Source organism: Algoriphagus vanfongensis DSM 17529, from assembly GCF_000429465.1.
In the GTDB taxonomy this organism is placed as follows: domain Bacteria; phylum Bacteroidota; class Bacteroidia; order Cytophagales; family Cyclobacteriaceae; genus Algoriphagus; species Algoriphagus vanfongensis.
Genome location: NZ_AUBX01000011.1, coordinates 402,859 through 428,237, shown reverse-complemented (window position 1 = coordinate 428,237; position 25,379 = coordinate 402,859). Strand labels below are relative to the sequence as shown.

21 protein-coding genes are annotated in these 25,379 nt (G+C 43.7%); 12 read left to right on the top strand and 9 right to left on the bottom strand.

Going from position 1 to position 25,379, the window contains the following annotated elements:
* The first annotated feature begins 215 nt into the window (after positions 1-215).
* A complete protein-coding gene (locus G460_RS0110860) occupies positions 216-1,001 on the top strand; it encodes a glycosyltransferase family 2 protein (protein ID WP_026955378.1) in 786 nt (261 codons plus the stop codon).
* Here the strand turns inward: G460_RS0110860 and G460_RS0110855 are convergent, their stop codons facing one another.
* Both G460_RS0110855 and G460_RS0110850 read right to left on the bottom strand, forming a co-directional pair.
* On the bottom strand, positions 1,002-1,712 hold the full coding sequence (locus tag G460_RS0110855; protein WP_026955377.1) for a glycosyltransferase family A protein: 711 nt from the start codon (positions 1,710-1,712) through the stop codon (positions 1,002-1,004).
* Positions 1,713-1,792: 80 nt separating this feature from the next.
* Positions 1,793-2,995: a pyridoxal phosphate-dependent aminotransferase gene (locus tag G460_RS0110850; RefSeq protein WP_026955376.1), complete on the bottom strand. Its 1,203-nt coding sequence runs from the start codon at positions 2,993-2,995 to the stop codon at positions 1,793-1,795.
* A 132-nt stretch (positions 2,996-3,127) separates the two neighbouring features.
* Here G460_RS0110850 and G460_RS0110845 point away from each other — a divergent pair, with 132 nt between their 5' ends.
* On the top strand, positions 3,128-3,979 hold the full coding sequence (locus tag G460_RS0110845; protein WP_026955375.1) for a toxin-antitoxin system YwqK family antitoxin: 852 nt from the start codon (positions 3,128-3,130) through the stop codon (positions 3,977-3,979).
* On the opposite strand, the gene G460_RS0110840 is transcribed toward G460_RS0110845, so the two are convergent.
* Together G460_RS0110840 and G460_RS0110835 are read right to left on the bottom strand one after the other, a co-directional pair.
* Positions 3,976-4,503, bottom strand: coding sequence for a YSC84-related protein (locus G460_RS0110840; RefSeq protein ID WP_026955374.1), 528 nt, complete (start codon positions 4,501-4,503; stop codon positions 3,976-3,978). The genes G460_RS0110845 and G460_RS0110840 overlap by 4 nt on opposite strands.
* Before the next feature lie 19 nt (positions 4,504-4,522).
* Positions 4,523-4,879, bottom strand: a complete 357-nt coding sequence (locus G460_RS0110835; RefSeq protein WP_026955373.1) for a YraN family protein — start codon at positions 4,877-4,879, stop codon at positions 4,523-4,525.
* 84 nt (positions 4,880-4,963) lie between these two features.
* Between G460_RS0110835 and lipB the strand changes: the two genes are divergently transcribed.
* From lipB to G460_RS0110805, 6 genes are read left to right on the top strand one after another with little or no spacing between them, the layout of a single operon-like run.
* Positions 4,964-5,686 (top strand): lipoyl(octanoyl) transferase LipB, encoded by a 723-nt coding sequence (gene lipB / locus G460_RS0110830; protein ID WP_026955372.1) that lies wholly within the window; start codon positions 4,964-4,966, stop codon positions 5,684-5,686.
* On the top strand, positions 5,683-6,084 hold the full coding sequence (locus tag G460_RS0110825) for a hypothetical protein (RefSeq protein WP_026955371.1): 402 nt from the start codon (positions 5,683-5,685) through the stop codon (positions 6,082-6,084). The genes lipB and G460_RS0110825 overlap by 4 nt, the downstream gene beginning before the upstream one ends.
* Positions 6,085-6,093: 9 nt before the next feature.
* Positions 6,094-6,825, top strand: a complete 732-nt coding sequence (locus G460_RS0110820; RefSeq protein ID WP_026955370.1) for a 3'-5' exonuclease — start codon at positions 6,094-6,096, stop codon at positions 6,823-6,825.
* Between the two features lie 44 nt (positions 6,826-6,869).
* Complete coding sequence (gene rnr, locus G460_RS0110815; RefSeq protein WP_026955369.1) at positions 6,870-9,068, top strand: ribonuclease R; 2,199 nt, start codon at positions 6,870-6,872, stop codon at positions 9,066-9,068.
* Positions 9,031-10,017, top strand: coding sequence for a polyprenyl synthetase family protein (locus G460_RS0110810; protein WP_026955368.1), 987 nt, complete (start codon positions 9,031-9,033; stop codon positions 10,015-10,017). Before rnr ends, G460_RS0110810 begins: the two co-directional genes overlap by 38 nt.
* A 3-nt stretch (positions 10,018-10,020) precedes the next feature.
* Entirely contained in the window at positions 10,021-10,650 is a 630-nt protein-coding gene (locus G460_RS0110805) for a rhomboid family intramembrane serine protease (RefSeq protein WP_026955367.1), read from the top strand.
* 68 nt (positions 10,651-10,718) lie between these two features.
* On the opposite strand, the gene G460_RS0110800 is transcribed toward G460_RS0110805, so the two are convergent.
* The 3 genes from G460_RS0110800 to rplU form a co-directional block, all read right to left on the bottom strand.
* Positions 10,719-13,784 carry a WD40/YVTN/BNR-like repeat-containing protein gene (locus tag G460_RS0110800; protein WP_035464305.1) on the bottom strand — a complete coding sequence of 1,022 codons (3,066 nt, stop codon included), beginning with the start codon at positions 13,782-13,784 and terminating at the stop codon, positions 10,719-10,721.
* Between the two features lie 149 nt (positions 13,785-13,933).
* Positions 13,934-14,194 carry a 50S ribosomal protein L27 gene (rpmA, locus tag G460_RS0110795; protein WP_026955365.1) on the bottom strand — a complete coding sequence of 87 codons (261 nt, stop codon included), beginning with the start codon at positions 14,192-14,194 and terminating at the stop codon, positions 13,934-13,936.
* Between the two features lie 37 nt (positions 14,195-14,231).
* Complete coding sequence (rplU, locus tag G460_RS0110790) at positions 14,232-14,543, bottom strand: 50S ribosomal protein L21 (RefSeq protein WP_026955364.1); 312 nt, start codon at positions 14,541-14,543, stop codon at positions 14,232-14,234.
* Positions 14,544-15,249: 706 nt separating this feature from the next.
* On the opposite strand from rplU, the gene G460_RS0110785 reads away from it, so the two are divergent.
* The 3 genes from G460_RS0110785 (at position 15,250) to G460_RS0110770 (ending at position 19,306) form a co-directional block, all read left to right on the top strand.
* Complete coding sequence (locus tag G460_RS0110785; protein WP_026955363.1) at positions 15,250-16,230, top strand: ribonucleoside-diphosphate reductase small subunit; 981 nt, start codon at positions 15,250-15,252, stop codon at positions 16,228-16,230.
* A gap of 38 nt (positions 16,231-16,268) precedes the next feature.
* Positions 16,269-18,665, top strand: a complete 2,397-nt coding sequence (locus G460_RS0110780) for a ribonucleoside-diphosphate reductase subunit alpha (RefSeq protein ID WP_026955362.1) — start codon at positions 16,269-16,271, stop codon at positions 18,663-18,665.
* Positions 18,666-18,859: 194 nt separating this feature from the next.
* On the top strand, positions 18,860-19,306 hold the full coding sequence (locus G460_RS0110770) for a DUF1569 domain-containing protein (protein ID WP_026955361.1): 447 nt from the start codon (positions 18,860-18,862) through the stop codon (positions 19,304-19,306).
* A gap of 53 nt (positions 19,307-19,359) precedes the next feature.
* Here G460_RS0110770 and gcvP read toward each other — a convergent pair whose 3' ends face one another.
* Positions 19,360-22,254 carry an aminomethyl-transferring glycine dehydrogenase gene (gcvP, locus tag G460_RS0110765; RefSeq protein ID WP_026955360.1) on the bottom strand — a complete coding sequence of 965 codons (2,895 nt, stop codon included), beginning with the start codon at positions 22,252-22,254 and terminating at the stop codon, positions 19,360-19,362.
* A 195-nt stretch (positions 22,255-22,449) separates the two neighbouring features.
* Between gcvP and G460_RS0110760 the strand changes: the two genes are divergently transcribed.
* The gene (locus G460_RS0110760) at positions 22,450-23,946 is read left to right on the top strand and encodes a M28 family metallopeptidase (protein WP_026955359.1); all 1,497 of its coding nucleotides are present in this window, start codon (positions 22,450-22,452) and stop codon (positions 23,944-23,946) included.
* A 141-nt stretch (positions 23,947-24,087) separates the two neighbouring features.
* Here G460_RS0110760 and G460_RS0110755 read toward each other — a convergent pair whose 3' ends face one another.
* Positions 24,088-25,266 (bottom strand): alpha/beta fold hydrolase, encoded by a 1,179-nt coding sequence (locus G460_RS0110755; protein WP_026955358.1) that lies wholly within the window; start codon positions 25,264-25,266, stop codon positions 24,088-24,090.
* Positions 25,267-25,379 lie beyond the last annotated feature (113 nt).

The following is a 25,379-nucleotide window of genomic DNA, read 5'->3' as shown; positions in this document are numbered from 1 at the left end:
ATTGAGGGTTTAAAACCTCGAGATTTAAAAAGAATAGTTTACAAAAGTTGTTTAATCACCAAAGTAAAATTACGAACAGCATTTAATTTTCCAAATTTTTTATTGGATTTTTCTATAATCTAGAATGATAATAGTTAAGGAATTCAACTTTCAATCTAAAGATCCCATGTCCTTGGAAGTTGGTTCGCTCCGAACTTTAAATTAGCTTGCACCTCATGAACAGCAATTCCCCCCTGGTCTCAATTATCACCCCTTGCTACAATCAAGCTCCTTACCTGAAAGAGACTATTCTTTCTGCCCTACAATCTGAATATTCCAACATTGAACTCATCGTAGTCAATGACGGTTCGACAGACCACAGCCTGCAAATTGCGCTTGATCTTGCCGCTAAAAACAACCAAATCACAGTCATCGACAAGGAGAATGAAGGGGTGACCAAAGCCAGAAATACGGGAATCAAAGCCAGTAACGGCAAATATATCCTTCCTTTGGACGGGGACGACCTGATATCTCCCCGCTATATCTCAGAGGCTGTCAATGCACTTGAGGCAGATGCAAAAGTCAAAGTCGTGTATTGCCAGGCAAAGAAATTTACTGAAGCCGGGGAGAAAGACTGGGATCTAAAAAGCTTTAGTAGAGCTGCTCTTGCCCGTGACAATATGATATTTGTCTCCGCACTCTTTCGCAGATCCGACTGGGAGGAGGTCGGCGGCTTTTCAGAAGACATGACGATGGGGAGAGAGGACTGGGAGTTTTGGATCAAAATGCTAAAAAACGGAGGTGAAGTCATCCGCCTTCCCTTTGTAGGCTTCTACTATCGACTGACTCCATCCAGCAAAAGAAAAAAAACAGGAACAGCTCAAAAGAAACAGGAAAGAATTGATTACCTCAACTCCAAGCATCGAGATTTTTTTGAAAGAGAACTCAATGGCCCCTTGCGCTTCCAAAGATCCTGGAGCAAGCCTTACAATACGTTATTGAAATTATTGGGCAGACTCTGATCAGATTTTATCCAGACCTTTCCAGTATTTTAAGAAATAGTATTTCAGCGGGTTCTTATACTTCATCTGCTTCCAAGGGCGACTTCCATGCGGCCGGTGCCATACCGGAGCATCCATGAGTACATAATTTTCAAATCCGCAATCCAACGCTTTCGTAGAAATAAAAGTGTCATACCAGTCTTTGGCATCATCAAGCCCCGTGAAATCATAGGCTTTCAAAAATTCTTGAGAGAAAAGCGTACAGCAAAAGCTCAGACTTCTCTTTGTATTGATTTCTGACTCTTTCCTTCCTTTGAACTTTAGGTAAGGAAAATTGACAACCCCGGATTCATCCACCGTCACAGAGCCCGTGAGCCCAGAAGACGGATGAGACTGCTGATGAGCCAAAAGTTTACTGATTGTATCTTTCTTCACCACCACATCCGATTCGATTACCAAAAGTGGCAAGCCCAACTCCAAGGCTTTCTTTTGAGAAACCTGAAGGACCAGTTTATAATTCGGCGAAGGATGATCCGTAATATCTTCCAGATGGACCAATTCGTACCCGATTTCAGCTTTCTTCTTTTCCAATTCGGCTTTGGTCTCGGTAGTACTGAAATCATTGAAAATGATATGATGTACTTTCACGTCAGATGCTGCGATTGCTTTGGCAGTATCCAAGGTAGTTTCAATGGAGTTTTTGACAGGGGTGATGACGAGAACTGCTGACATAGTAAAAATTTCTCCAAAAATAAGCCTTTCTGTACGGGCAAAAAAATAACCCCAGTCTTGCGACCGGGGTTTTTATAGGATTAGGCTAGTTCGCCCAATGCTTTTTTGATTCGCTTCAAGGCTTCCACCAATTCCTCTTCTGAGGCTGCATAGCTCAATCTCACACAATTTGGAGCTCCGAAGGCTGCACCAGTCACAAGAGACACATTGGCAATATCCAAGAGATACAGGCAAAGATCATCTGCATCTTTCACAGTATGCCCCTGAGCTGATTTACCAAAGAAAGCAGTCACATCCGGGAAGAAATAAAATGCGCCTTCTGGGATATGAGTCTTGATACCGGGAATATCCTGAAGTAGCTCCAAAACAATCCCTCTTCTTTTGAAATATGCATCCGCCATGTCTTTGGAAGACTGCTGATCACCGGCGATCCCAGCAAGAGCAGCTCTTTGAGCGATCCCTGTACCACCTGAGGTAAACTGTCCCTGAATTTTCTCCACAGCTTTTGCAATCGCCAGAGGAGCGCAGATGTACCCTACCCTCCATCCTGTCATGGCATATCCTTTGGAGAAACCATTCACGGTGATCGTTCTTTCAAACATTCCTGGAAGAGAAGCAATGCTGAAGTTTTTACCAGTATAGTTGATCAACTCATAGATCTCATCAGCGATCACTACCAGGTTTTCTCTCTTTTTCACTACCTCAGCGATAGCTTCCAGCTCAGCTTGGCTGAAAACAGATCCTGTCGGATTACAAGGAGAGGAATAGATTATTGCTTTTGTCTTATCAGTCAAAGCAGCTTCCAATTGGGATGCAGTCGCTTTGAAGTTGTTTTCCAAAGTACCCTCGATCAAAACTGGAACACCTCCAGCTAACTTGATGATCTCAGCATAGCTCACCCAATAAGGAGAAAAAATCACTACCTCATCGCCTTCGTTGATCAGGCACATGAAGGTATTGGCGATGGAGTGCTTGGCACCTGTTGATACGACGATATTCTCCGCTTTCGCTTCAGAGATGTTGTTTTCTTCTCTGAGTTTCTTTGCAATCGCTTCTCTCAGATCCTGATATCCGGCCACAGGAGGATATGAGAAATACTTTTCTTCGTCGATAGCAGCCTTGGCAGCTTCCTGAATATGCTTTGGAGTTTTAAAATCCGGCTCACCCAAACTAAGTCCGATGATGTCGATTCCTTGAGATTTCAGTTCTCTAGCCTTTTTAGCCATAGCCAGAGTAGCTGATTCCTCCATATTCAAGATGCGATCTGATAGAATAGAATTCATTATTTTCTAGTGTTTTTTACAAATTCCCCAAAAATAGACAGAAGATTATAAATTTTAAACAAAGCGAGGCATTTGATGCCGAAATGTTATTTTTGAATAAAATGAACCGAACGGAATTCCGTTTTTTTCTATATGAAGCGAATTTACTTACTCTTTCTTCTCCTATTTTTTTGTAGTCACTTTCTGGCGGCCCAAAATGGGGATACCAGCAGTGATCCGGATTCATCGGGAATCGTCAGCTCGGTGCTCTTGCCTACTACCATGCCTTTGCTGCTATTTGACGAGGAGGCAGAGAAAGAAGCGAAAAAGGAGAAAAAGAAAAAAGCACGCAAAAACATCTGGTTTGGAATCAAAACTCAGCGGGGCTTCATCCGCAATGATATCCGGGGACAAAGCATCTACGAGTATTTCAATTACACAGATGTCGGTAGAAATCCCGACCCCTATATTCGGGATGTATACTGGTTTGACCCCAAAGAAAGAGCCATCCTCTCGGAAGGCTACACCAAAGGGACAGGATACCTGCTCCATGGGCCATATGAAAGAAGAGTCAATGATGTGGTAGTAGAAAGCGGCATGTATTTCTATGGTACCAAGCACAAAACATGGATGCTTTTTGACTCCAAAAATGTCCTTCAGGACAAAAATCACTACGAAGAAGGCTGGCCAAGAGAATCCCGTATCAGCTACTACAATCGCTCCTCCAACACACTGGAAGAGATCACTCCCATTCAATATGGATTGGAAGAAGGAAACTACTTTTACTTCTATGAAGACAAGCAGATCGCAGTGACTGGCGAATTCCAGTATGGTGAGAAAGTTGGGCTTTGGACAGAATATTGGGACACCAACAATACCCGGGCGATACGAAAAAGGGAAATCCAATATTCGGATTCCCCTTTTGAAGATAATTTCAGACCTTATATCCGGGCCGAGTGGGACAAGGATGGCAACCTCATCTATAAAAACCCTAGAGCGGATTAATTATCCCGAAACTTAAACTGCTGTCCGCCGACAGAGGCCTCGTACATCAGCCCTCCTTTGGTCCGGGTGAATACCGCTACTCCATCCACATATTTTGCATTGGCAGATGCTCCAGAGGCTGCGGCTACCGCAGATACCTGAGCCGCCATCTCTACTTTCCCTTCTTTGAATCGGTCCCAGGAATCTTTGTCTTCAAAAAACACAACCTCACTGTAGGACTGCCCGCCTGCCTGAAAACCTATCGTCACCTGGGTCATTCTAGCATAACCTATCATGGATCCTTGCTCAAAAGCGACTCCATTACCGGCAGCTCCACCTACTCCCAAGCCACCTTTGCCCACATTGGGCAGGATGATATAGCCATATGCATCAGCGAAGAACTCACTCATCCCTTCATCATCTTCTAAAAATTTAGCTTTGGCTTCCTGTGCATCTTCCTCGATTCGCTGGTCTTTTTTATCCGACTGGGCATACAGTGCACCCATTAGAAAAAAGGAAAGTAGAAGCAAATTCAATCGTTTCATAAACTGTTTTTTGTTTGGTTTAGTAAAAGGCATCTTCGAAATGCCTGAAATTGATAGTTCCATAGCGGTCTTTGTAAACGCCCACAATGTCAAACCTGATATCCTGATGCCAATCAATCTCGTAGATATAGGCATCCGCAGCTTTGACGAGAAGCTTCTTTTTGGTGGCGTCCACAAACTCCTCTGCATAGCCAAAACCTGTACCAGATCGATATTTGACCTCCACAAAAATCAACAATCCGCGGTATTTCATAATCAGGTCGATTTCCGCGTGCTTGAATCGGTAGTTTTGAGTCAGCAGCTCATAGCCTTTTTCCATGAGCCACTGCGCCGCCAGCATTTCTGCCTGATTGCCTTTGTCATTATGCTCAGCCATTCAAATATTACTTAATTTTGAAAACTCAAAAGAACGAATCGATGAGTTTGGGAGTTAAACTGACACCCACCCATCCCAATGCAGATGAATGAAATTATCAATAAAAAAGTAGAATTCCGAGATCTGGGAAACATGGACTATCAGGAGGCCTGGGACTATCAGGAAGCTCTTTTTGCGGAAATAGTGGCCCTGAAAATCCAGAACCGAAAAAATCCATCCGAAGACCAAACCCCTACTCCCAACTACCTGCTATTTGTCGAGCATCCTCACGTCTACACCTTGGGCAAAAGTGGCAAAGAAGAAAACTTACTGGTAGACGAGCAGGGACTACAAGCTATTCATGCGAGCTACTACAAGATCAACCGTGGCGGAGATATCACCTATCATGGACCAGGACAACTGGTCGGCTACCCGCTGTTGGATCTGGACAATTTTTTCACCGACATCCACAAGTACCTTCGCTTTCTTGAAGAAGCGATCATCTTGACTTTGAAAGACTATGGTATTGAAGCAGGAAGAATAGAAGGACTGACCGGCGTCTGGTTGGATCATATTTCTCAAAAAAATCCGAGAAAAATCTGCGCCATGGGAGTCAAATCATCCCGCTGGGTGACCATGCACGGCTTTGCCTTCAATGTCAACTCCGACCTCACCTATTTCAATCAGATCGTACCTTGCGGGATAGACGACAAAGCTGTCACTTCCCTAGAAAAAGAATTGGGTAGAAAAATGGACTTGGCAGAAGTGAAAGAAAAAGTGAAAAAACATCTCGCCAGCCTATTTGAAATGGAATTAATCGAATCATGAAAAAAGACATCGACTTCTCCCCTGTCACGGGAGTAAAACTGGCGATTGCCAAAGAAGAAACCACTACCGGTATCGAATGGGGAGTATACATCATCAATCTCAACCTGATAGAGCTGCAGACAGTCATGATCACGTCCAAAGGCTATGGAGAAATGGATGGAGAGCAACGAAAGACTTCCACGCTGAGACATATGATCGAAGAGCTAGGCCCGCAAAGCATCGCCAAAGTAGAACCGATTGATCCCGCAGTTTTCAGCTTGACTAATGAGTTTTGGGTGAGCTACTACATCCTTGACCAGATATTTGACAAAAAGTTTATCTTTACTCCAGGCAGTTTTGACCCCTCGCTGCAGCAGATGATTCCCGAATTAGGTCTGGAAGGGGTTTTACACGGATAATCTACCACTATGACTGACTTTTTGGAGCAACTTGGATCTATCTTATTTTTGGACATCGAAACCGCATCCCTGACGGAAAAATTTGATAAACTCCCCCCAAGACTCCAAGAGGAATGGATCAAAAAGGAAAAACTCATCAAAAACGCTGAAGAAGGCAAAGTCGAACCCGGTTCATTGTATTTTGACAGAGCAGGGATCCATGCCGAATTTGGACGGGTCGTATGTGTGGGAGTAGGATTTTTCCAGTGGAAAAAAGACGAAGAAAAACTGATCTTCCGTTCCAAAGTTTTTGCTCAAGAAGATGAAAAGGAACTTTTGAGGGACTTTTCTGATTTACTGGGAAAGAAAAAGTGGATACTATGTGCCCACAATGGCAAAGAGTTTGACTTTCCTTATCTCTGCCGAAGAATGCTCATCCGGAGTATTCCGCTACCCGAGCCATTGCAGCTTTCCGGCAAAAAGCCCTGGGAAGTCCGCCACTTGGACACCATGGAGCTCTGGAAATTTGGAGATTACAAACACTACACCCGCCTAGAGTTGCTCGCCTCCATTTTTGATGTACCGAGTTCCAAAGACGATCTCGACGGCAGTCAAGTCAATCATACTTTTCATCTGGAAGGAGATCTTGACAAAATCAAAAAATACTGCCTGAAAGATGTAGAGGTTACAGCTCGCGTATACCTCGCCATGAATCCCCAACCAGGCATGGAGCAGATGGAAATCGTCCACCTGGATGAATAAGGGGAAATGAAATTTTTATTTAATCACCTAACCACACCCAAATCATGGGAAGAAAACCAAGAAAACACAACCCAAAACATAAAGGAGGCAAAAGCACGGATGCAGCATCTTTAGCGAAGCGCATCTTAAACTTTCTTGACTCCAACTATGGGCAGGAATTCACTGCCAAACAAATCATCAAAAAACTGGAAATCCGAGACTCCCTGACCAAAGGCGGAGTAGAGCCGGTATTATACAAACTGGTCGAAAGCGGCTCGGTCTCCAAAAGTCCCAGAAATTACTTTTCATCGACTCAGGACCCTGACTTTATCATCGGCACGGTTGACTTTGTCAATCCGCGATTTGCCTTTGTCATCCCTGAAGATCCCAGCCACAGCGGTGGAGATATTTTGGTCAAAGAAGCGGACCTCAAGCAGGCGCTTGACGGGGATAAAGTACGCGTGATGGTCTATCCTTTGAAAGGAAAAACAGGACGGATCGAAGGAAAAGTTCTGGAGGTGCTAGAGCGAGAGCGAGATGAATTTGTAGGAAGAGTAGAGATCTCACCACGATTTGCTTTTGTGGTTCCGGATTTCAAAAAGATGCACAAGGACATCTTTGTGCACCGGGGAGACCTCAAAGGAGCTCAGCACAATGAAAAAGTCATTGTCAAACTCACCGAATGGAGGGAAGAAGACAAAAACCCTACAGGCGAGGTCATCCGAGTACTGGGCAAAGCAGGAGTTCACGAAGTGGAAATCCACTCAATAATGGCCGAGTTTGGATTGCCATTTGAGTATCCTCAGGAGCCCGATGCAGAAGCAAATGCCATCTCAGACAAAATCACCGCGAAAGAAATCAAATCGCGAAAAGACTTCCGGGACATCACTACTTTCACGATAGACCCGGTAGATGCCAAAGACTTTGACGATGCCATCTCCTATCGTGTCTTGGACAATGGCAATCTGGAAGTTGGGGTGCATATCGCCGATGTCACACACTATGTCAAGCCTAATACGGCGCTGGAAAAAGAAGCCTATGATCGGGCCACCTCTGTCTACTTGGTGGACCGGACGATCCCGATGCTCCCTGAGAGATTGAGTAACGGACTATGCTCCCTTCGCCCCAATGAAGACAAATTAACCTTTGCCTGTGTCTTTGAAATGGACTCTTCTGCCAAGGTGATCAACCATTGGATCGGTAGAACAGTCATCCACTCGGATCGAAGATTTGCCTACGAGGAGGCTCAAGAAAACATCGACAACCAATCGGGAGACTTTTTCCAAGAGTTGACCACGCTCAATGAGCTGGCCAAAAAAGTCCGCAAAAAACGATTCCAAAACGGAGCTGTCAATTTCGAAACCGTCGAGGTCAAATTCAAATTGGATGAAAAAGGAACTCCTCTTGGCCTGATGGTCAAAGAGCGAAAGGACATTCACAAAATGATTGAGGAGTTTATGCTTTTGGCCAATAAATATGTGGCTGAATTCATTTACAAAAAGCATAACGGTACAGACACTTTTGTGTATCGGACGCACGATTCACCAGATATGGAAAAGCTGGAGACTTTCTCAGGCTTTGCAAAACGATTTGGACACCAAGTCGATTTGGAAGGAGAACGAAAAATCTCCACCGCTCTCAATAAACTGATGGATGAGATTCAAGGGAAACCCGAACAAAATGTGCTGGAGCAGCTTGCCATCCGTAGCATGGCCAAAGCCAAGTACACCACCGAGCCCAAAGGCCATTTTGGACTGGCATTTCCTCATTATTCCCACTTCACCTCTCCTATCCGAAGGTATCCCGACATGATGGTTCATCGTCTGCTGGAGCACTATCTGGATGGAGGAAAGTCTCCCGACCCCGAATCATGGGAGGTCAAGTGCGTGCATTCTTCCGAAAGAGAAAAGCGGGCTGCAGATGCAGAGCGTGCCTCGATCAAATACAAACAAGTCGAGTTTATGGCATTGGCAGAGGAGAAAGACTACGAAGGAATCATCTCCGGCGTGACCGAGTGGGGAGTCTTCGTGGAGATCACCGAAACCAAGTGCGAAGGTATGATTCGCGTTCAAGACATGGAGGATGATTTTTATGAATTTGACCAGAAAAACATGCGTCTCATTGGGACGAGAACAAAAAAAATGATCACTTTGGGTGACAAAGTACTGGTCCGGGTAGTTAATACCGATATAGACAGAAGAACGATCGATTTGGAATTTGCAAACAATGACGAAAGAAAGCCACGCCCACGCGCTTTTAGATAAATTAGAAACCTACCTTCGAAACCAGAAATTCGGAGAGAATCCCCAAGAACTGTACGAACCCATCACCTACATTCTCAGTCTGGGTGGCAAAAGAGTCCGCCCTCTGCTGAGCTTGCTGGCTTATGGCATGTATGAAAAAAGTCCCGAGACTATTCTCAGCCAGGCTTCTGCAGTGGAGGTATTTCACAATTTCACCCTCATGCATGACGACATCATGGACAATGCTCCATTGAGAAGAGGAAAGAAAACTGTGCATGAGCAATGGAATAACAATGTAGCGATCCTTTCAGGGGATGTGATGCTCGTGAGAGCTTATGACTTTCTCTTACCTACGACTCCTACCTTGCTCCCCAAAGTACTCGGCCTTTTCAATGAAACCGCAGCAGGAGTATGTGAGGGACAGCAGATGGACATGAATTTTGAGACAAGAGAGGAAGTGCATGAAGATGAGTACATCACTATGATTCGCCTCAAAACTGCCGTCTTGCTTGGTTATGCATTGCAAATGGGTGGGATTTTAGCGGGAGCTCCTGAGGAGGACTGTCAAAAACTTTATGACTTTGGAGTGAATGTCGGAGTAGGGTTCCAGCTGAAAGATGATCTTTTGGACGTCTATGCTGATCAGGCAAAGTTTGGAAAGCAAGTAGGTGGAGACATCATTTCCAATAAAAAAACGTATCTCCTGATCAAAGCGCTTGAGCTTGCTACAGGAGAAGACCAAAAATCCTTGGAATATTGGGTCAGTCAAGAATCCTTTGACAAAACCGAGAAAGTCCGCGCCGTAAAGGAGATCTACGAAAACTTGGGCATTCGCCAGATGGCTGAAAACAAAATGAACCAGTTTTTTGCAATCGGACTTGAGCAGCTGGACTCTATCCACTACAAAAACGAAAGCTACTTCCAAGAGCTTCGGCAGCTGACCGAAGATTTGATTCATAGAGAAAAATAAAGCATGAACCTTTCTATTACCGTCATTTTGATCATCCTCACGGTGATCAGCAGTTTCTATGGATTCAATAATCTGAGCTTTATTGAGCGATGGATGTTTATCCCTTACAAAATCAAAAACAGAAAGCAGTGGGATAGGTTTATCCTCTCTGGATTCATTCACAAAGACTACATCCATTTACTCTTCAACATGTTCACATTCTACTTCTTTGGTAGAGTGGTCGAGCAGTTCTTGCTGTTTCAATACGGGACTGTAGCGGGAGGAGTGGTCTTTGTGTTGTTTTACCTTTTGGGAATCATCATCGCGGATATCCCGACCTACCTCAAACATCAAAACGATTCGTATTACCGAGCACTAGGAGCATCTGGCGGCACAGCGGCTGCCGTTTTTGCCAGCATCATCATCCTGCCTTTGGCTGATATCTGTCTATTTGGGATTCTTTGCCTTCCAGGATTTATCCTTGGAGCTTTGTTTTTGATCTATTCCTATGTCAAAGGCAAGCAAGACAGTGACGGCATCAATCATGATGCACACCTTTATGGAGCCTTGTTTGGGATTATCTTCATCCTTGTCATTTCGCCGGGCAGTGCTTTGGACTTTGTGGATCAAATCAAAAACTGGAGGATTTTCTAAATCTTCCTTTTCCTATCATATTCACACGCTAAAAAAAATGCCTCTCAGATTTGAGAGGCATTTTTCATTTATTTTTTGATATCGAGTTTTGTTTTCATTTCCTCGATGTTGAGAATCTTCGATATTTCTTCCTGTTCTAGCTTTTTGAATCTCGCCAATTGCACATCAATCTGCTCAGTGAGTTCTGCTCTCACTTCTTCCGATTGATCAGTCGGCGGATAGTCTCCATTTCCAACTACATTGTTGAGATGCGCCAATTTATTATTGAGGCGAATCGGGAAGTTGAGAGGATCTTGGTTACTCTGATTTTTAGTCTGATAGAGTGTTTCCTCGATCTCTTTCATCTGAGATTTGATCTCCTCGATATTCGAGGGCTGAGTTTCCATACTATCCAACTCGGCTCTGTACTGGCGGATCAGTTTGATCGTTTGATGGGTTTCTGTCAGTTTTTGATTGACATTCATCAAAAAGGCAAACTGCTTCTCTAGATCTGCCTGCGTACTTTCGTAGCGAGGATCTGCCAGCACTTTGAAACCCTCCACCTGGCTTTTGCCATCCAAAGTCATTCTCACTTTGTAATCACCCGGCACCACTTTAGGCCCTCTTAAATTGGCTGACCACATAATCAAGCCTTCAAACCCCTCGGCATCTTCCACACGGAGATTCCAATTGTAAGACTGACTTCCTGGCTTCACCTTCAGCGTATCACCATTGATTCCTTTGGTAGAAAGGGTTTTCAAAATAGTGTTATTGGCATCCAAGAACTCTATTTTCAACTCCTCTTTCGGATCTTCTTTCAGGAAATAATAGACCAAAACACCTCCTGCTCTGTTCGTTCCTTCAAAGTTTGATTTGCGAGCAGCTCCATCGATTCGATAAGAATCCTGAGGCTTGAATAGGTGAAGGGCTTCATTTTCCATACCTGGTGCCGCCTGATGCAAGACCGTCAAATCATCAATCATCCAGAAAGCTCTGCCTTGGGTCGCAGCTATCAGACTGTTTTCCTTGATTGTCAAATCCGTGATCGGCACGATAGGAAGGTTCATCTGTAAAGTATGCCAAGAAGCTCCATCATCTTTAGAATAATACATGCCTGTCTCTGTACCGGCATAGAGCATCCCTTTCTTTACTGGGTCAGCTCGAACTACCCGGGTAAAATGTTCAGGGTCGATCCCAGAAGTGATTTTCGTCCAGGTTTTACCGTAGTCTTTTGTCTTATATAAGTAGGGCTCATAGTTTCCGCTCTTGTATCCTGTAGCTGCGAAATAGGCTTCTGCAGGATCATAAGGACTCGCTTCGATACTATTGATCTGAAGCCACTCTGGCATATCCGCAGGAGTCACGTCCGTCCAATTCGCCCCGTTGTCTGTGGTCACATGTACCAATCCATCATCTGAACCAGCCCAGATTATTCCTTTTTTCACAGGAGATTCGGCTCCGGTAAAAATCGTCGCATAGTATTCTACCGAAGTATTATCCTTGGTAATCGGACCACCTGATGAGCCCAGTTTACTTCGGTCATTTCTCGTCAAATCCGGAGAAAAAACTTCCCAACTTTGTCCCTCATTGGTAGATCTGTGAAATCTATTACTGGTCGTGTAGAGCATATTAGGATCATGAGGAGAAAAGAAAATCGGGAAGTTCCACTGAAAACGATACTTCATATCTTCGGCTCCATGTCCCATTGGGTTATCCGGCCATACATTGACAGTGCGGCTGATACCTTTCTCATGATCTTCTCGGGTCAATAGACCGCCATAAGATCCACCATAGACTACGTCGTTGTTTTCAGGATCAGGTGCGATCCACCCAGACTCTCCTCCAGCAGTAGGCTCCCAGTCAGATTCGGAAATCCCTCCACGCCCGTCAATTCTATGACGGATTCTTACCGTTGAGTTATCCTGCTGAGCACCGTAGATTCTATAAGGGAATGAATTATCCGTGGTCACTCTATAAAATTGAGAAGTCGGCTGATTCATGTAAGTGGACCAATCTGTCCCGCCATTTTCTGAAATCTGTGCACCTCCATCATCGGCTATTGCCATTCTTTGATTGTCATCAGCTGCTATCCAAAGATCATGGTGGTCTCCGTGTGGAGCATTGGACCCTTTGAACGTCTTACCTCCATCGGTTGATTTGTGGTAGCTCACATTCAGGACATAGACAGTTTCTTCTTCCTGCGTATCAGCATAGATTCTGGAATAGTACCATGCTCTTTGTCTTAAGCTGCGGTCTTCATTGGTTTTCTCCCAAGTTTCTCCTGCATCTGCGGAAGTAAAGACTCCTCCATTTTCATTTTCGATGATGGCATAGAGCCGATCGGAATTAAGTGGAGAAACTGTGATGCCCATGATTCCGAGTAAACCATCTGGGAAACCTTCCTTGTCAGTCAAGTCTTCCCAAGTTTTGCCACCATCTGTGGATTTAAACATTTTGGAACCTGGCCCTCCACTTTCTAAAGAATAAGGGGTTCTTTTGATTTCCCAAGTAGTCGTGTAGAGTGTTTCTGGATCATTGGGATCGAGGATCAAGTCCACCGCTCCAGCTATGTCGGAGACGTAAAGCACTTTTTCCCAATTGGCTCCGCCGTCTGTGGTTTTATAGACACCGCGGGTTTCGTCTGGCTTGAAAATATCTCCCATCACAGCCGCATAAACTACATCGGGATTTGTCGGGTGAATTCTCAAACGGGCTACAAACCGGCTTTTGTCAAGACCAGCTCTTTCCCAGGTTTTACCGGCATCTTTACTTTTCCAGATTCCGTAGCCAAAAGAAACATTTCCCCGGACGGTTTTCTCACCGCCTCCGGCATAGACCACTGCAGTATCACTAAGCGATACAGCTACGGATCCAATCGAACCTCCGAAGTAGCCATCTGAGACCGACTTCCAGGTAGAACCTGAGTCCACAGTCTTCCAGACTCCCCCTCCAGTAGATCCAAAATAATAAGTATGGTCGGACCCCGCCACACCTGTCACGGCATCGGAGCGTCCGCCTCTGAATGGCCCGACAAGTCTCCACTCCAATGCCTTGTAGACATCCGGATTGGGAACATTCTGAGCCTTGCTGGGACTGATCTGTGAGAAAATACAAATCAGCAATCCCAATAAAATTGATGAGTGCTTTATCTTCATAAGGATTTAATTTGGTGGTTGCCTTGAAGATAAAAATTTAACAAAAGACTTTATTGCCGTCCACAAAAAATAAGCAGGCTCATCCCTTTGGGTATAGACATAAAAAAAGCCCTATCTTCCGACAGGGCTTCATTTTTTTTCCGTAGGTCTTATGCCTCAGCAGGAAGAACACTCACGTAAGACTTACCGTCTGATTTCTTTCTGAAAGAAACTTTTCCGTCAGTCAAAGCAAACAAAGTATGGTCTTTTCCAACACCCACGTTGTTACCTGGATGATGTTTTGTACCTCTTTGTCTTACGATGATGTTACCGGCGATAACTGCTTCGCCGCCAAATTTCTTCACACCCAATCTTTTGGAATGTGACTCTCTACCGTTTTTGGAACTACCTACACCTTTCTTGTGTGCCATGGTTATATACGTTTATGGTTTTCTGAAAAAAGAAAACTTAGAGTGTAATATTTTCAATCAATACTTTGGTGAAGTCTTGTCTGTGACCGTTCTTCTTCTTGTAGCCTTTTCTACGCTTCTTTTTGAAGACGATGACTTTATCACCTTTTACGTGATCTAGCACCTTGCCAGATACCTTAGCGCCCTCAAGTAAAGGAGCACCTACAGACACATTCCCGTCAGCTTCTGCCAACAGTACTTGGTCAAATTCCACGGAAGCGCCAGTTTCTGCGTCTAGCTTAGGAGCGTAGACAAACTGATCTTTTGTTACTTTGAACTGCTTACCAGCGATGTTTACAATTGCGTACATGTCGTTAATTAATGATTCTTTATCGAAATCGGAGTGCAAATATAAGGAAGACTATTTGAACAAAAAAACCAGCCTATAAAATTATTCACCTCTTAACCTCTACCAACTCAAGCCTTTAAACCAACAATGACTGGATAGTCCGAAATATTCCTCTTCCATTTGTCCTGAAATATCCCAAAATTTGGGACTCAATCGGAGTTAAAGTCGACGAAAATGCTCAGCTAAATCGCTCCACTGATCTTTACAAAACAGCCAGGTTAAGTTTCATTTTCGACGCCCGTCACCATTTCAAAGGCTCTTGAATTTTCAAGCTTTCACCTGATTTTCAATTCATTAATCTATTTCCAGACAATCTATAAAAATTGAACTCAGTTCAAAAACACCCTTGAATTGAGGTAAACAATTTTTTTTCAGCAAAGTGAAAAAAACTTTACACCGCCCAAAATGGCTATTTCAGCTAATCAATAGCTTGATATTAAAAGTATTAAGCAGTTAATATATTGTAAGTTAAACAACTTTTGACCATTATTCAAAAAACAGCTTTAAGCGCCTCTTCAGGGGTTTTATTTCTGGATTTTGGTTCACATATTTGTTCATGGGCTGTTCTGAAAAGGCAGCCTTTTCTATCCCCAGCCGCCATTACGAAGGCATTATCCGGCTGATCTTTAAAGAATTAAACCGTTACCAAATAAAACCACAGAGTACGATGCAAGAAGAACCGATATTATTAGAGAACAAGGATCGCTTTGTAATTTTTCCAATCCAGCACAACGACATCTGGCAGTTTTACAAAAAGGCAGAGGCGAGCTTTTGGACCGCAGAAGAAATCGACTTGGGCCAGGACATGAGAGACTGGAAAAACCTGAACGATGGAGAGCGTCACTTTATCTCACATGTATTGGCATTCTTTGCAGCCAGTGACGGTATCGTCAATGAAAATCTGGCAGAGCACTTCGTCTCTGAGGTACAGTATACCGAAGCAAAATTCTTCTATGGCTTTCAGATTGCGATGGAAAACATCCATTCGGAGACCTATAGCTTGCTGATCGATACTTATATCAAAGATGCTGTCGAGCGCGACAGACTACTACATGCCATCGAGCACATCGATTGCGTCAAGAAAAAAGCCGACTGGGCACTTCGCTGGATAGACAATGGTAGCTTTCAAGAGCGACTGATTGCTTTTGCTGCAGTCGAAGGCATTTTCTTCTCAGGATCATTCTGCTCCATCTTCTGGCTGAAGAAAAGAGGCTTGATGCCGGGACTGACTTTCTCCAATGAATTGATCTCCCGTGACGAAGGTTTGCACTGTGACTTTGCCTGCCACTTGTACACCAAGCACGTCGTCAATCCACTTCCAAAAGAAACTGTCAAAGAAATCATCTTGGATGCAGTAGAGATTGAAAAGGAATTTGTCACAGATGCACTTCCTGTAAGACTTATCGGCATGAACGCAGATCTGATGTGCCAATACATCGAGTTTGTCGCAGACAGATTGCTCGTAGAGCTAGGCTGCGAAAAAGTATGGAACAGCACCAATCCATTTGATTTCATGGACATGATTTCCCTTCAAGGCAAAACGAACTTCTTTGAAAAGAGAGTCGGTGACTACCAAAAAGCCGGAGTCATGAAATCTACCGATAATGGCAACGAATCCTCACGCTTCTCCCTTGGAGAGGACTTTTAATATATCCCAATTATCCAACCTTATAATCTCATCGACATATGCTAGTAATAAAAAGAGACGGAAGACGCGAATCGGTTCGCTTTGACAAGATCACTACTCGGATCGAAAATCTTTGCTATGAATTGGATCCCAAATTCATTCAGCCTATTGAAGTTGCCAAGAAGGTAATCGACGGATTGTATGACGGGGTGACTACCTCTGAGCTGGACAATCTAGCTGCAGAAGTCTGTGCATCTTTGACGGTGAAACATCCGGACTATGCTATTCTAGCAGCAAGAATCGCTATCTCCAATCTTCACAAAACTACTAGCCAGTCCTTCTCCAATACGATGAAGAGACTATACACTTACGTCAACCCAATCACAGGTGAGAATGCGGCGTTGATCGACCCAGAGGTGTATGGCATCATCAAGAGAAATGCAGCAAAGCTAGATGCTACTGTAGATTATAAGAGAGATTTTGGATACGACTACTTCGGATATAAAACATTAGAGAGATCCTACTTGATCCGTCTGGACGGCAAAGTGGTAGAAAGACCTCAACACATGTTGATGCGTGTATCCATCGGGATTCACAAAGAGGATATCGAGGCAGCTATTGAGACATACAACCTACTTTCCGAAAAGTGGTTTACACACGCTACTCCTACCCTATTCAATGCAGGGACTCCGAAGCCACAGCTTTCTTCCTGCTTCCTATTGACTATGAAGGACGATAGCATCGACGGGATTTATGATACATTGAAGCAATGTGCTAAAATCTCTCAATCTGCTGGTGGTATCGGACTTTCTATCCATCATGTGAGAGCGAAAGGCTCCTATATCAAAGGTACCAATGGCGTATCCAATGGTATCGTACCGATGTTGAGAAACTTTGACATGACTGCCAGATATGTCGATCAGGGTGGAGGAAAAAGAAAAGGATCCTTTGCCATCTACCTAGAGCCTTGGCATGCAGACATCAAAGACTTCTTGGAACTGAAGAGAAACCACGGAAAAGAAGAGATGAGAGCAAGAGATTTGTTCTATGCGCTTTGGATTCCGGATTTGTTCATGAAGCGTGTCGAGCAAAATGAGACTTGGTCTCTATTCTGCCCGAATGAAGCTCCAGGACTTTCTGACTGCCATGGAGAAGAATTCGAAAGACTTTACGAAAAGTATGAGCGTGAAGGATTGGCAAGAGAAACTGTCAAAGCACAGGAACTATGGTTTGAAGTATTGGAATCCCAAATCGAGACCGGTACTCCTTACATGCTTTACAAGGATGCTGCAAATGGCAAATCCAACCAGAAAAACCTGGGTACAATCAAGTCATCCAACCTATGTACCGAAATCATCGAGTACACCTCTCCGGATGAAGTAGCCGTTTGTAACCTGGCTTCTTTGGCCCTGCCAAAATTTGTAAAAACAGGTCCTGATGGAAAGGCTTATTTCGATCATCAGAAACTCTATGAAATCACCAAGGTGGCTACTCGCAACCTGAACAAAGTAATCGATGTCAACTACTATCCGGTAGAAGAAGCGAAAAGATCCAATTTCCGCCACAGACCGATTGGTTTGGGCGTGCAAGGCTTGGCAGATACATTCATCATGCTGAGAATGCCTTTCGATTCTCCTGAAGCAAAAGGCCTGAATGAGGACATCTTCGAAACTATCTACTTTGCAGCGGTGGAGACTTCCATGGAGCTAGCAAAAGTTCAAGGAACCTACGAAACCTACGAAGGATCTCCAGCTTCCAAAGGTGAGCTTCAGTTTGACATGTGGGGCGTGACTCCAAAGTCAAACAGATGGAACTGGACCGAAGTAAAAGAGCAAGTGAAAAAGCATGGCCTGAGAAACTCTTTGCTAGTAGCTCCTATGCCAACAGCTTCCACTTCTCAAATCTTGGGTAACAACGAATGCTTTGAGCCTTACACTTCAAATATCTACACCCGAAGAACACTGTCCGGTGAGTTTATCGTAGTGAACAAGCATTTGATGAAAGACTTGATCAAGCTTGGTCTCTGGAATGACACCATGAGAAACCGACTGATCGCTACTAACGGATCTGTACAAGACGTGCCGGGGATTCCTCAAAACATCAAGGACATCTATAAAACCGTATGGGAAATCTCCCAAAGGACCATCATTGATATGGCGGCGGACAGAGGCGCTTATATCTGTCAGTCTCAAAGTATGAACGTGTTCTTGCAGGATCCAAACTTCGGGAAGTTGACCTCTATGCACTTCTATGCTTGGAAGAAAGGATTGAAAACTGGCATGTACTACTTGAGATCTCAAGCAGCTGCAGCAGCGATCAAATTCACCCTAGACAAGTCTGCTTTGGTAGACCAAACGGAAGAAAAAGCGCCGGTAGAAGCTGGCAAAACACATAAACAAGAAGCTGTACAATGCTCTCTGGACAATCCGGATGATTGCGAAATGTGCGGCAGTTAAATCATTTTAGAGTTCGTTAATTGGAAAAAGCATCTGGGAATCTCAGATGCTTTTTTTGTATTTTTCCAAAAACAGCTTTTGTGAGTGTCTTCACTCGCATGAATAGAAATCTCTAAATCCTAGGTGGATTTAGAATCCAATGATAGAAGTTCAGGATTGCAAATCCTGAACAACAACACATAACCCCAATTTCCATGACCAGCTCCTTAATCGACTCCAGACTCAAAAAGCTAAAGGAGGATACTCCCGCCAAGTTTGGGATCATGACTCCACAGCACATGGTCGAGCATTTGACCATAACCCTGAAAATCAGTTCGGGAAGAATCAGATTGCCGGAATTTGAACCCAGTGAAAAAGTACTCCATTTCAAAGAGCTATTGCTCCACACCGAAATGGATTTTCCCCAGGGGATCAAAGCTCCCATGAGTCAAGAGGGGCCTCCTCCCCTGAGATTTCCTGACTTGGACATGGCCAAACAGAAACTATTGGAGAGCATAGATGAGTATAAAAAGACCTTTGAACAAAACCCGGATCTTCTCACAGTACACCCGAGATTCAATCTACTGGACAAAAAAGAATGGGATCTGTTTCACCAAAAACATTTCAAGCACCACTTTACCCAATTCGGAATTTGGGAATAAAAAAAGCCGTGAGATCTTCAATCTCACGGCTTTTCAATTATTCCTGATTGGCATTAAGCCATTTCTTCTTCGCTAGCGTATGCATCCACCGGGATACAGCTACACATCAAGTTTCTGTCACCGAAAGCAGAATCAATTCTACGAACAGAAGGCCAGAATTTATTCTCTTTCACATATTCCAAAGGATAAACAGCTTTCTCTCTAGAGTATGGAAGATCCCACTCACCTACCAATACCATTTGAGAGGTGTGAGGAGCATTTTTCAAGACATTGTTTTCCTTGTCCGCTTTGCCCTCTTCGATTTCTTTGATCTCAGCTCTGATAGACACCAAAGCATCACAGAATTTATCCAATTCAGCTTTAGTCTCAGATTCAGTTGGCTCGATCATCAAAGTTCCAGCCACAGGGAAAGAAACTGTAGGAGCGTGGAAACCATAATCCATCAATCGCTTAGCGATATCTTCTACCTCAACTCCAACTTCCTTGAAGCCTCTGCAGTCCACGATCATTTCGTGAGCCGCTCTTCCTTGAGTTCCGGTATAAAGGATTGGGAAATGACCGTCCAATCTTTCTTTGATATAGTTTGCATTCAGGATCGCCATTTTGGTTGCGTTGGTCAGGCCATCACCACCCATCATCGCGATGTATGCATAGGAAATCGGAAGGATACTTGCACTTCCGTAAGGCGCAGCAGAGACAGAAGATACTGCTTTAGTACCACCTGTTTTCACGATTGGGTTACCTGGAAGGAATGGTGCCAAATGTGCTGCCACGCAAATCGGCCCCATGCCTGGTCCACCACCACCGTGAGGGATACAGAAGGTTTTGTGCAAGTTCAAGTGACAAACGTCAGCTCCGATTCTACCTGGAGATGTCAAACCAACTTGAGCATTCATGTTTGCTCCATCCATATACACCTGTCCACCATTGTCATGGATGATTTGACAGATCTCTTGGATACCCACTTCAAATACACCGTGAGTAGATGGATAAGTCACCATCAAGCAAGAAAGATCCTGAGAATGGGCCTGAGCTTTTTCTCTCAAATCTTCGATATCGATATTTCCTTTTTCATCACATTTGACCAAAACCACTTTCATACCTGCCATGACAGCAGATGCAGGGTTGGTTCCGTGAGCGGAAGTAGGAATCAAAGCTACATTTCTATGTCCTTCACCATTATTTTGGTGGAAAGCACGGATGACCATCAATCCAGCATATTCACCTTGAGCACCTGAGTTTGGCTGCAAAGAAGTATCCGCAAAACCAGTGATCTCAGTCAACCAAGTCCTCAAGTTGGTAAACAACTCCTGATAACCCAACGCTTGATCCATAGGAGCAAAAGGGTGAATCTGACCAAATTCTGGCCAAGTCACAGGAATCATCTCAGCAGTTGCATTCAGTTTCATCGTACAAGAACCCAAAGAAATCATGGAGTGAACCAGTGAAAGATCTTTGTTTTCTAGACGCTTGATATAGCGAAGCATTTCATGCTCTGCATGAAAGCTATTGAATACTGGGTGAGTCAAATATTCTGAAGTCCTAGCCAAACCTTCTGGAAGCTCCAGCTCAAGGCCTGCTACCAACTCGTCTAGATTCAAGGTATGCTTGCCTTCTTCAGTAGCAAAGATGGAGACGATTTTCTTCACGTCTTCCAAAGTCTTAGTTTCGTCAAAAGAGATGAAAATAGACCCTTCTTCGTATCGGAAGTTCATTTTAGCTCCCAAAGCAAGGCCTCTTACTCGCTCCATGGCAACCTCATTCATTTTGACCTGAATGGTGTCAAAGAAAGCCTGATCTCCGATTTCCAAACCAACTTGCTGCAATGCCTGAGCGGTCAATTTAGCCAAGCCGTGAGTTCTCAAAGCGATATCTTTCAATCCTTTTGGACCGTGATATACGGCGTAGAAACTTGCCATCACACCCAAAAGAACCTGAGCAGTACAGATATTGGAAGTAGCTTTCTCACGTTTGATATGCTGCTCTCTGGTTTGCAAAGCCATTCTGTAAGCTTTGTTTCCAGCTCTATCTACAGACACCCCGATGATTCGACCTGGGATTTGTCTTTTATAATCTTCTTTGGTCGCAAAAAATCCTGCGTGAGGTCCACCATAGCCCATCGGCACACCGAATCTCTGAGAAGACCCAACTACCACATCAGCTCCCATTTCGCCAGGAGAAGTCAATAGCGTCAAAGCCAACAAGTCTGATGCAAATGCAGTCATGACATTGTTTTCTTTCGCAGCGGCCACGATGGAAGAATAGTCTCTTACAGCTCCCTCAGCATCTGGGTATTGGAACATCACCCCGTACAATTCCGGATCTGTCAGGTCCAAAGAATCAATTGAGCCAAACACCAAATCAATTCCTATTGGCTCCGCTCTCGTTTCCAAAACAGCTTTGGTCTGAGCGAATACCTTTTCGTCAACAAAAAACTTGTTGGCAGTCTTTTTAGCTCTTGGCTTGACAGCATGCAGCATGGTCATCGCTTCGGCAGCCGCAGTTCCTTCATCTAGAAGAGACGCATTCGCCAGCTCCATTCCTGTCAATTCCATCACTACAGTCTGGAAGTTGATCAAGGCTTCTAACCTACCTTGGGCGATCTCAGCTTGATAAGGAGTGTAGGCTGTGTACCATCCCGGATTCTCCAGCACATTTCTCAAGATCACACCTGGAACGATGGTATCATAATAGCCCATACCGATGAAGGACTTGAACACCTTGTTTTTGGAAGCCAGCTTTTTGAAATCTGCCAAAAACTCAGACTCCAATTTGGCCTGAGGCAAATCCAATGGTTTTTGGGACCGGATAGCATCCGGAACAGTCTGGCTGATCAGTTCCTCAAGGGACGAGGCGCCGATTTTCCCCAACATTTCTGCGATTTCGGCCTCAGTAGGGCCATTGTGTCTGCTCTCAAATTTGACAGCATTCGAAAGATTGATCTTCATTTGATTTGTATGGAAGCTGTATAGAATATTTGGGTCAAAAGCCTTTGGCTTTCTGGCCGCAAAGGTACGATTAATTAAAAGATAATCTTCTCTTAACCAAGAGAAATTCAACCTCTCCCTATTCCATTCTTGTAATCCTTTGATGGCTGCCTGAAAAAATTGTCTAGCTTAGGGGCCAAATTCAAAATATCAGCTATGAAAAAACAATTAGCATTGACCGGAGCCTTGGCCTTGGGACTTTCCCTAGGGACCATGGCGCAAAATCCGGTTCAGGTCAAATATGCCAATACCATCACGGCAGAAGACTTGACAGAATACCTGACTTTCTTGGCATCCGATGAGATGAAAGGAAGAGATACAGGTTCACCCGAAGGCCTTATCGCAGCGAATTATCTGGCGGATTTCTACAAGGATCTAGGCCTTACTGGCCCTGTAGACGGAAAATATTTTCAGGCTGTCCCATTGGTTAGCACCAAGTTTGAAAATGTAAGCCTGCAGGTAGGCAAAAACAAACTGGTAGAAAACGAAGATTATGTCTTCATCGGAGATGGCAACCTGAAAAAAGCTGCTAAATCTGAATTGGTTTTCTTAGGATTGGCCAACGACGAAAATCTAGCAAAAGTAGATGTCACTGGCAAACTAGTAGGTATCTGGGCAGTAGGCGAGAGAAGCAACGGTCTTGTGAGCAAAGTGATGGATGCGGGTGCAGCCGGTATCGTCATCGTAAGCATGGAAGGTCAAGCCAACTTTGACCGAATCGCCAACAGATACAAGACGCTATCTGGCAAAGGCCGTATCGGTTTCGAAAAAGAAGTGGAACAAAGACCGATCTTCATGGTCAGCTCTGACAAAATGGGCGAGCTTTTCGAAACTTCCGTCGAGGAATTGAAAGAAGCTGCAAAAAGCAATCCTGAAGCTATCGCTTCTCAAAAAGTAAAATATCAGGTAGAAAAATCCTCTACTCCAGTGGAAGCTTACAATGTGCTGGGCTTTTTGGAAGGTACTGACAAGAAAGAAGAAGTACTCGTGATTTCTTCCCACTATGACCACGTAGGTGTGAGCTCTACCGGTGAAGTTTTCAATGGCGCTGATGATGACGGTTCCGGTACTGTTTCCGTCATGGAAATCGCTCAGGCATTCGCTACGGCTGCCAAAGAAGGTCACAAGCCGAGAAGATCCATTCTTTTCTTGAATGTAACTGGTGAAGAAAAAGGTCTTTTGGGATCTCAGTATTACTCTGAAAACCCAATCTTCCCTATCGCAAACACTGTCAACAATATCAACATCGACATGGTTGGTCGTATCGACTACGAATACCAAGATGCTGAGAACAAGGATTATGTATATGTGATCGGTTCTGAGATGCTATCCACTGATTTGAAAAAAATCAATGAATACAACAACATCACTTATACGGATTTGATCCTGGACTACAGATATGATGCGGAAGATGATCCCAACAGGTTCTACTACAGATCTGATCACTACAACTTCGCCAAATTTGACATCCCTGTGATCTTTTTCTTCAATGGCGTACATGACGACTACCATCAGGTGACTGACACGGTGGACAAAATCGAATTCCCATTGATGACCAAAAGAGCCCAGTTGATTTTCCACACTGCTTGGGACTTGGCAAACAGAGAAAATAGAACTCGCGTTGACGGGACAAATACCAGAGGCGAGAGATAAATAAATATTTCTTATGGATAAAAGACATCCAGTCAACTTCTCCTTGATTCTTTGGACAGGAAGCTGGATGTTGGATGTCCGATGATGTATCAAAACTCATAAAAAAGGCTAGCTCATTGATTTGAGCTAGCCTTTTCTCTATCAAAACATTTTTGGTATTGGAAACTTTCGATTATCAGATTTTTTATAAATCAAATGCTGATATTCCAAATCTGAATAGACTTTTACTTTTTTGTCAAACCCATCGGAAATAAATGCATTAATTAAATCTGAGGTTAATCCCGAAGATTGCAGTCGAGCAAAGGAATGGGCATCATTCAACAGAATCAACGTTCGATTTGGAAAAAACTCCGCCAGAACATCATATGATTTTTGAGACACTAGCAAATCAAATGCTGAGCCGATGATTGTCAACTTACCGCTATAATCCAATCCACTGTCATAATTGATTCCAAACACTGAAAAAGAGCTTCTGTTGTACTCATCCCAAAAAGCCCCGCTCTCTTGTAGCAATGCATTAAAAATAGGCGACTCACTGGTTGAAAATTGAGATTTGATACCAAAACTCAACTCAAATGCCCGTACCTGAAAAGCTAAGTTCAATTCATTTGCTTCTGGAACGGGGTAAAATGGCTTTTTCTTCATGAAATCAAGACATGCTAATTCCATTAACTTTCTGCTCTCTTGACTAGCAAATCCCTCAAAATCATAAGATGAATACCATGCAAAATCGCGAATAAATTTCGAGCTGTATTCCTGATTCAGTTTATCTATTTGATTGGTATAAGTCCAAAAACTCAAATTATTCTGAACCTCGAAAAGTAAAGGACTAAAAACCAAAATTGATCTCACTTGATCCGGAAACATCGTCGCATACCTCAGCATGGTGAGCCCTGAGGCAGAATACCCTAAAAGATGAACCTGCTGATCCCCTACTAGTCTTTTCTTTACCACCTCAATATCCCGCACTACCTGATCTTGGTTCAATAAAGAGTACGCCTCAGCATAATTGACATCTCCATTTCTTCCAAGCCATTTCGACAGTTCTTTCGAAGATTTTCTACCTCTAATAAGTACAAAATTGAAAGATCCAGAGAGCCTGTCAGTAATCTCCACTCCTCTGAAAGCTAGATCAAATGCATCTTCAATTAGAAACACCGTTTCCTTCCTAGCGTCAAAAGAAGTCAAATACTCCACTTCTATCGTAATGCTTTTTGAATCTGAAAGATGATGGTTCAGCGGAACAGAGACTTCATCAAAACTCTCTTGAAGTACCATTCCAGTATAAAGGAAGAAGAAGTATAACAAGGCTAAAGACATTGTACCGCTAGTGAATTCTCCAAAAAAAACTTGAGTTCGAAAAGTATCTTTAAAAGCTAAGACTCTGACAATTTTTCAACTCTTTTAACTAATGAAAAAGGGACTCTAGTCAG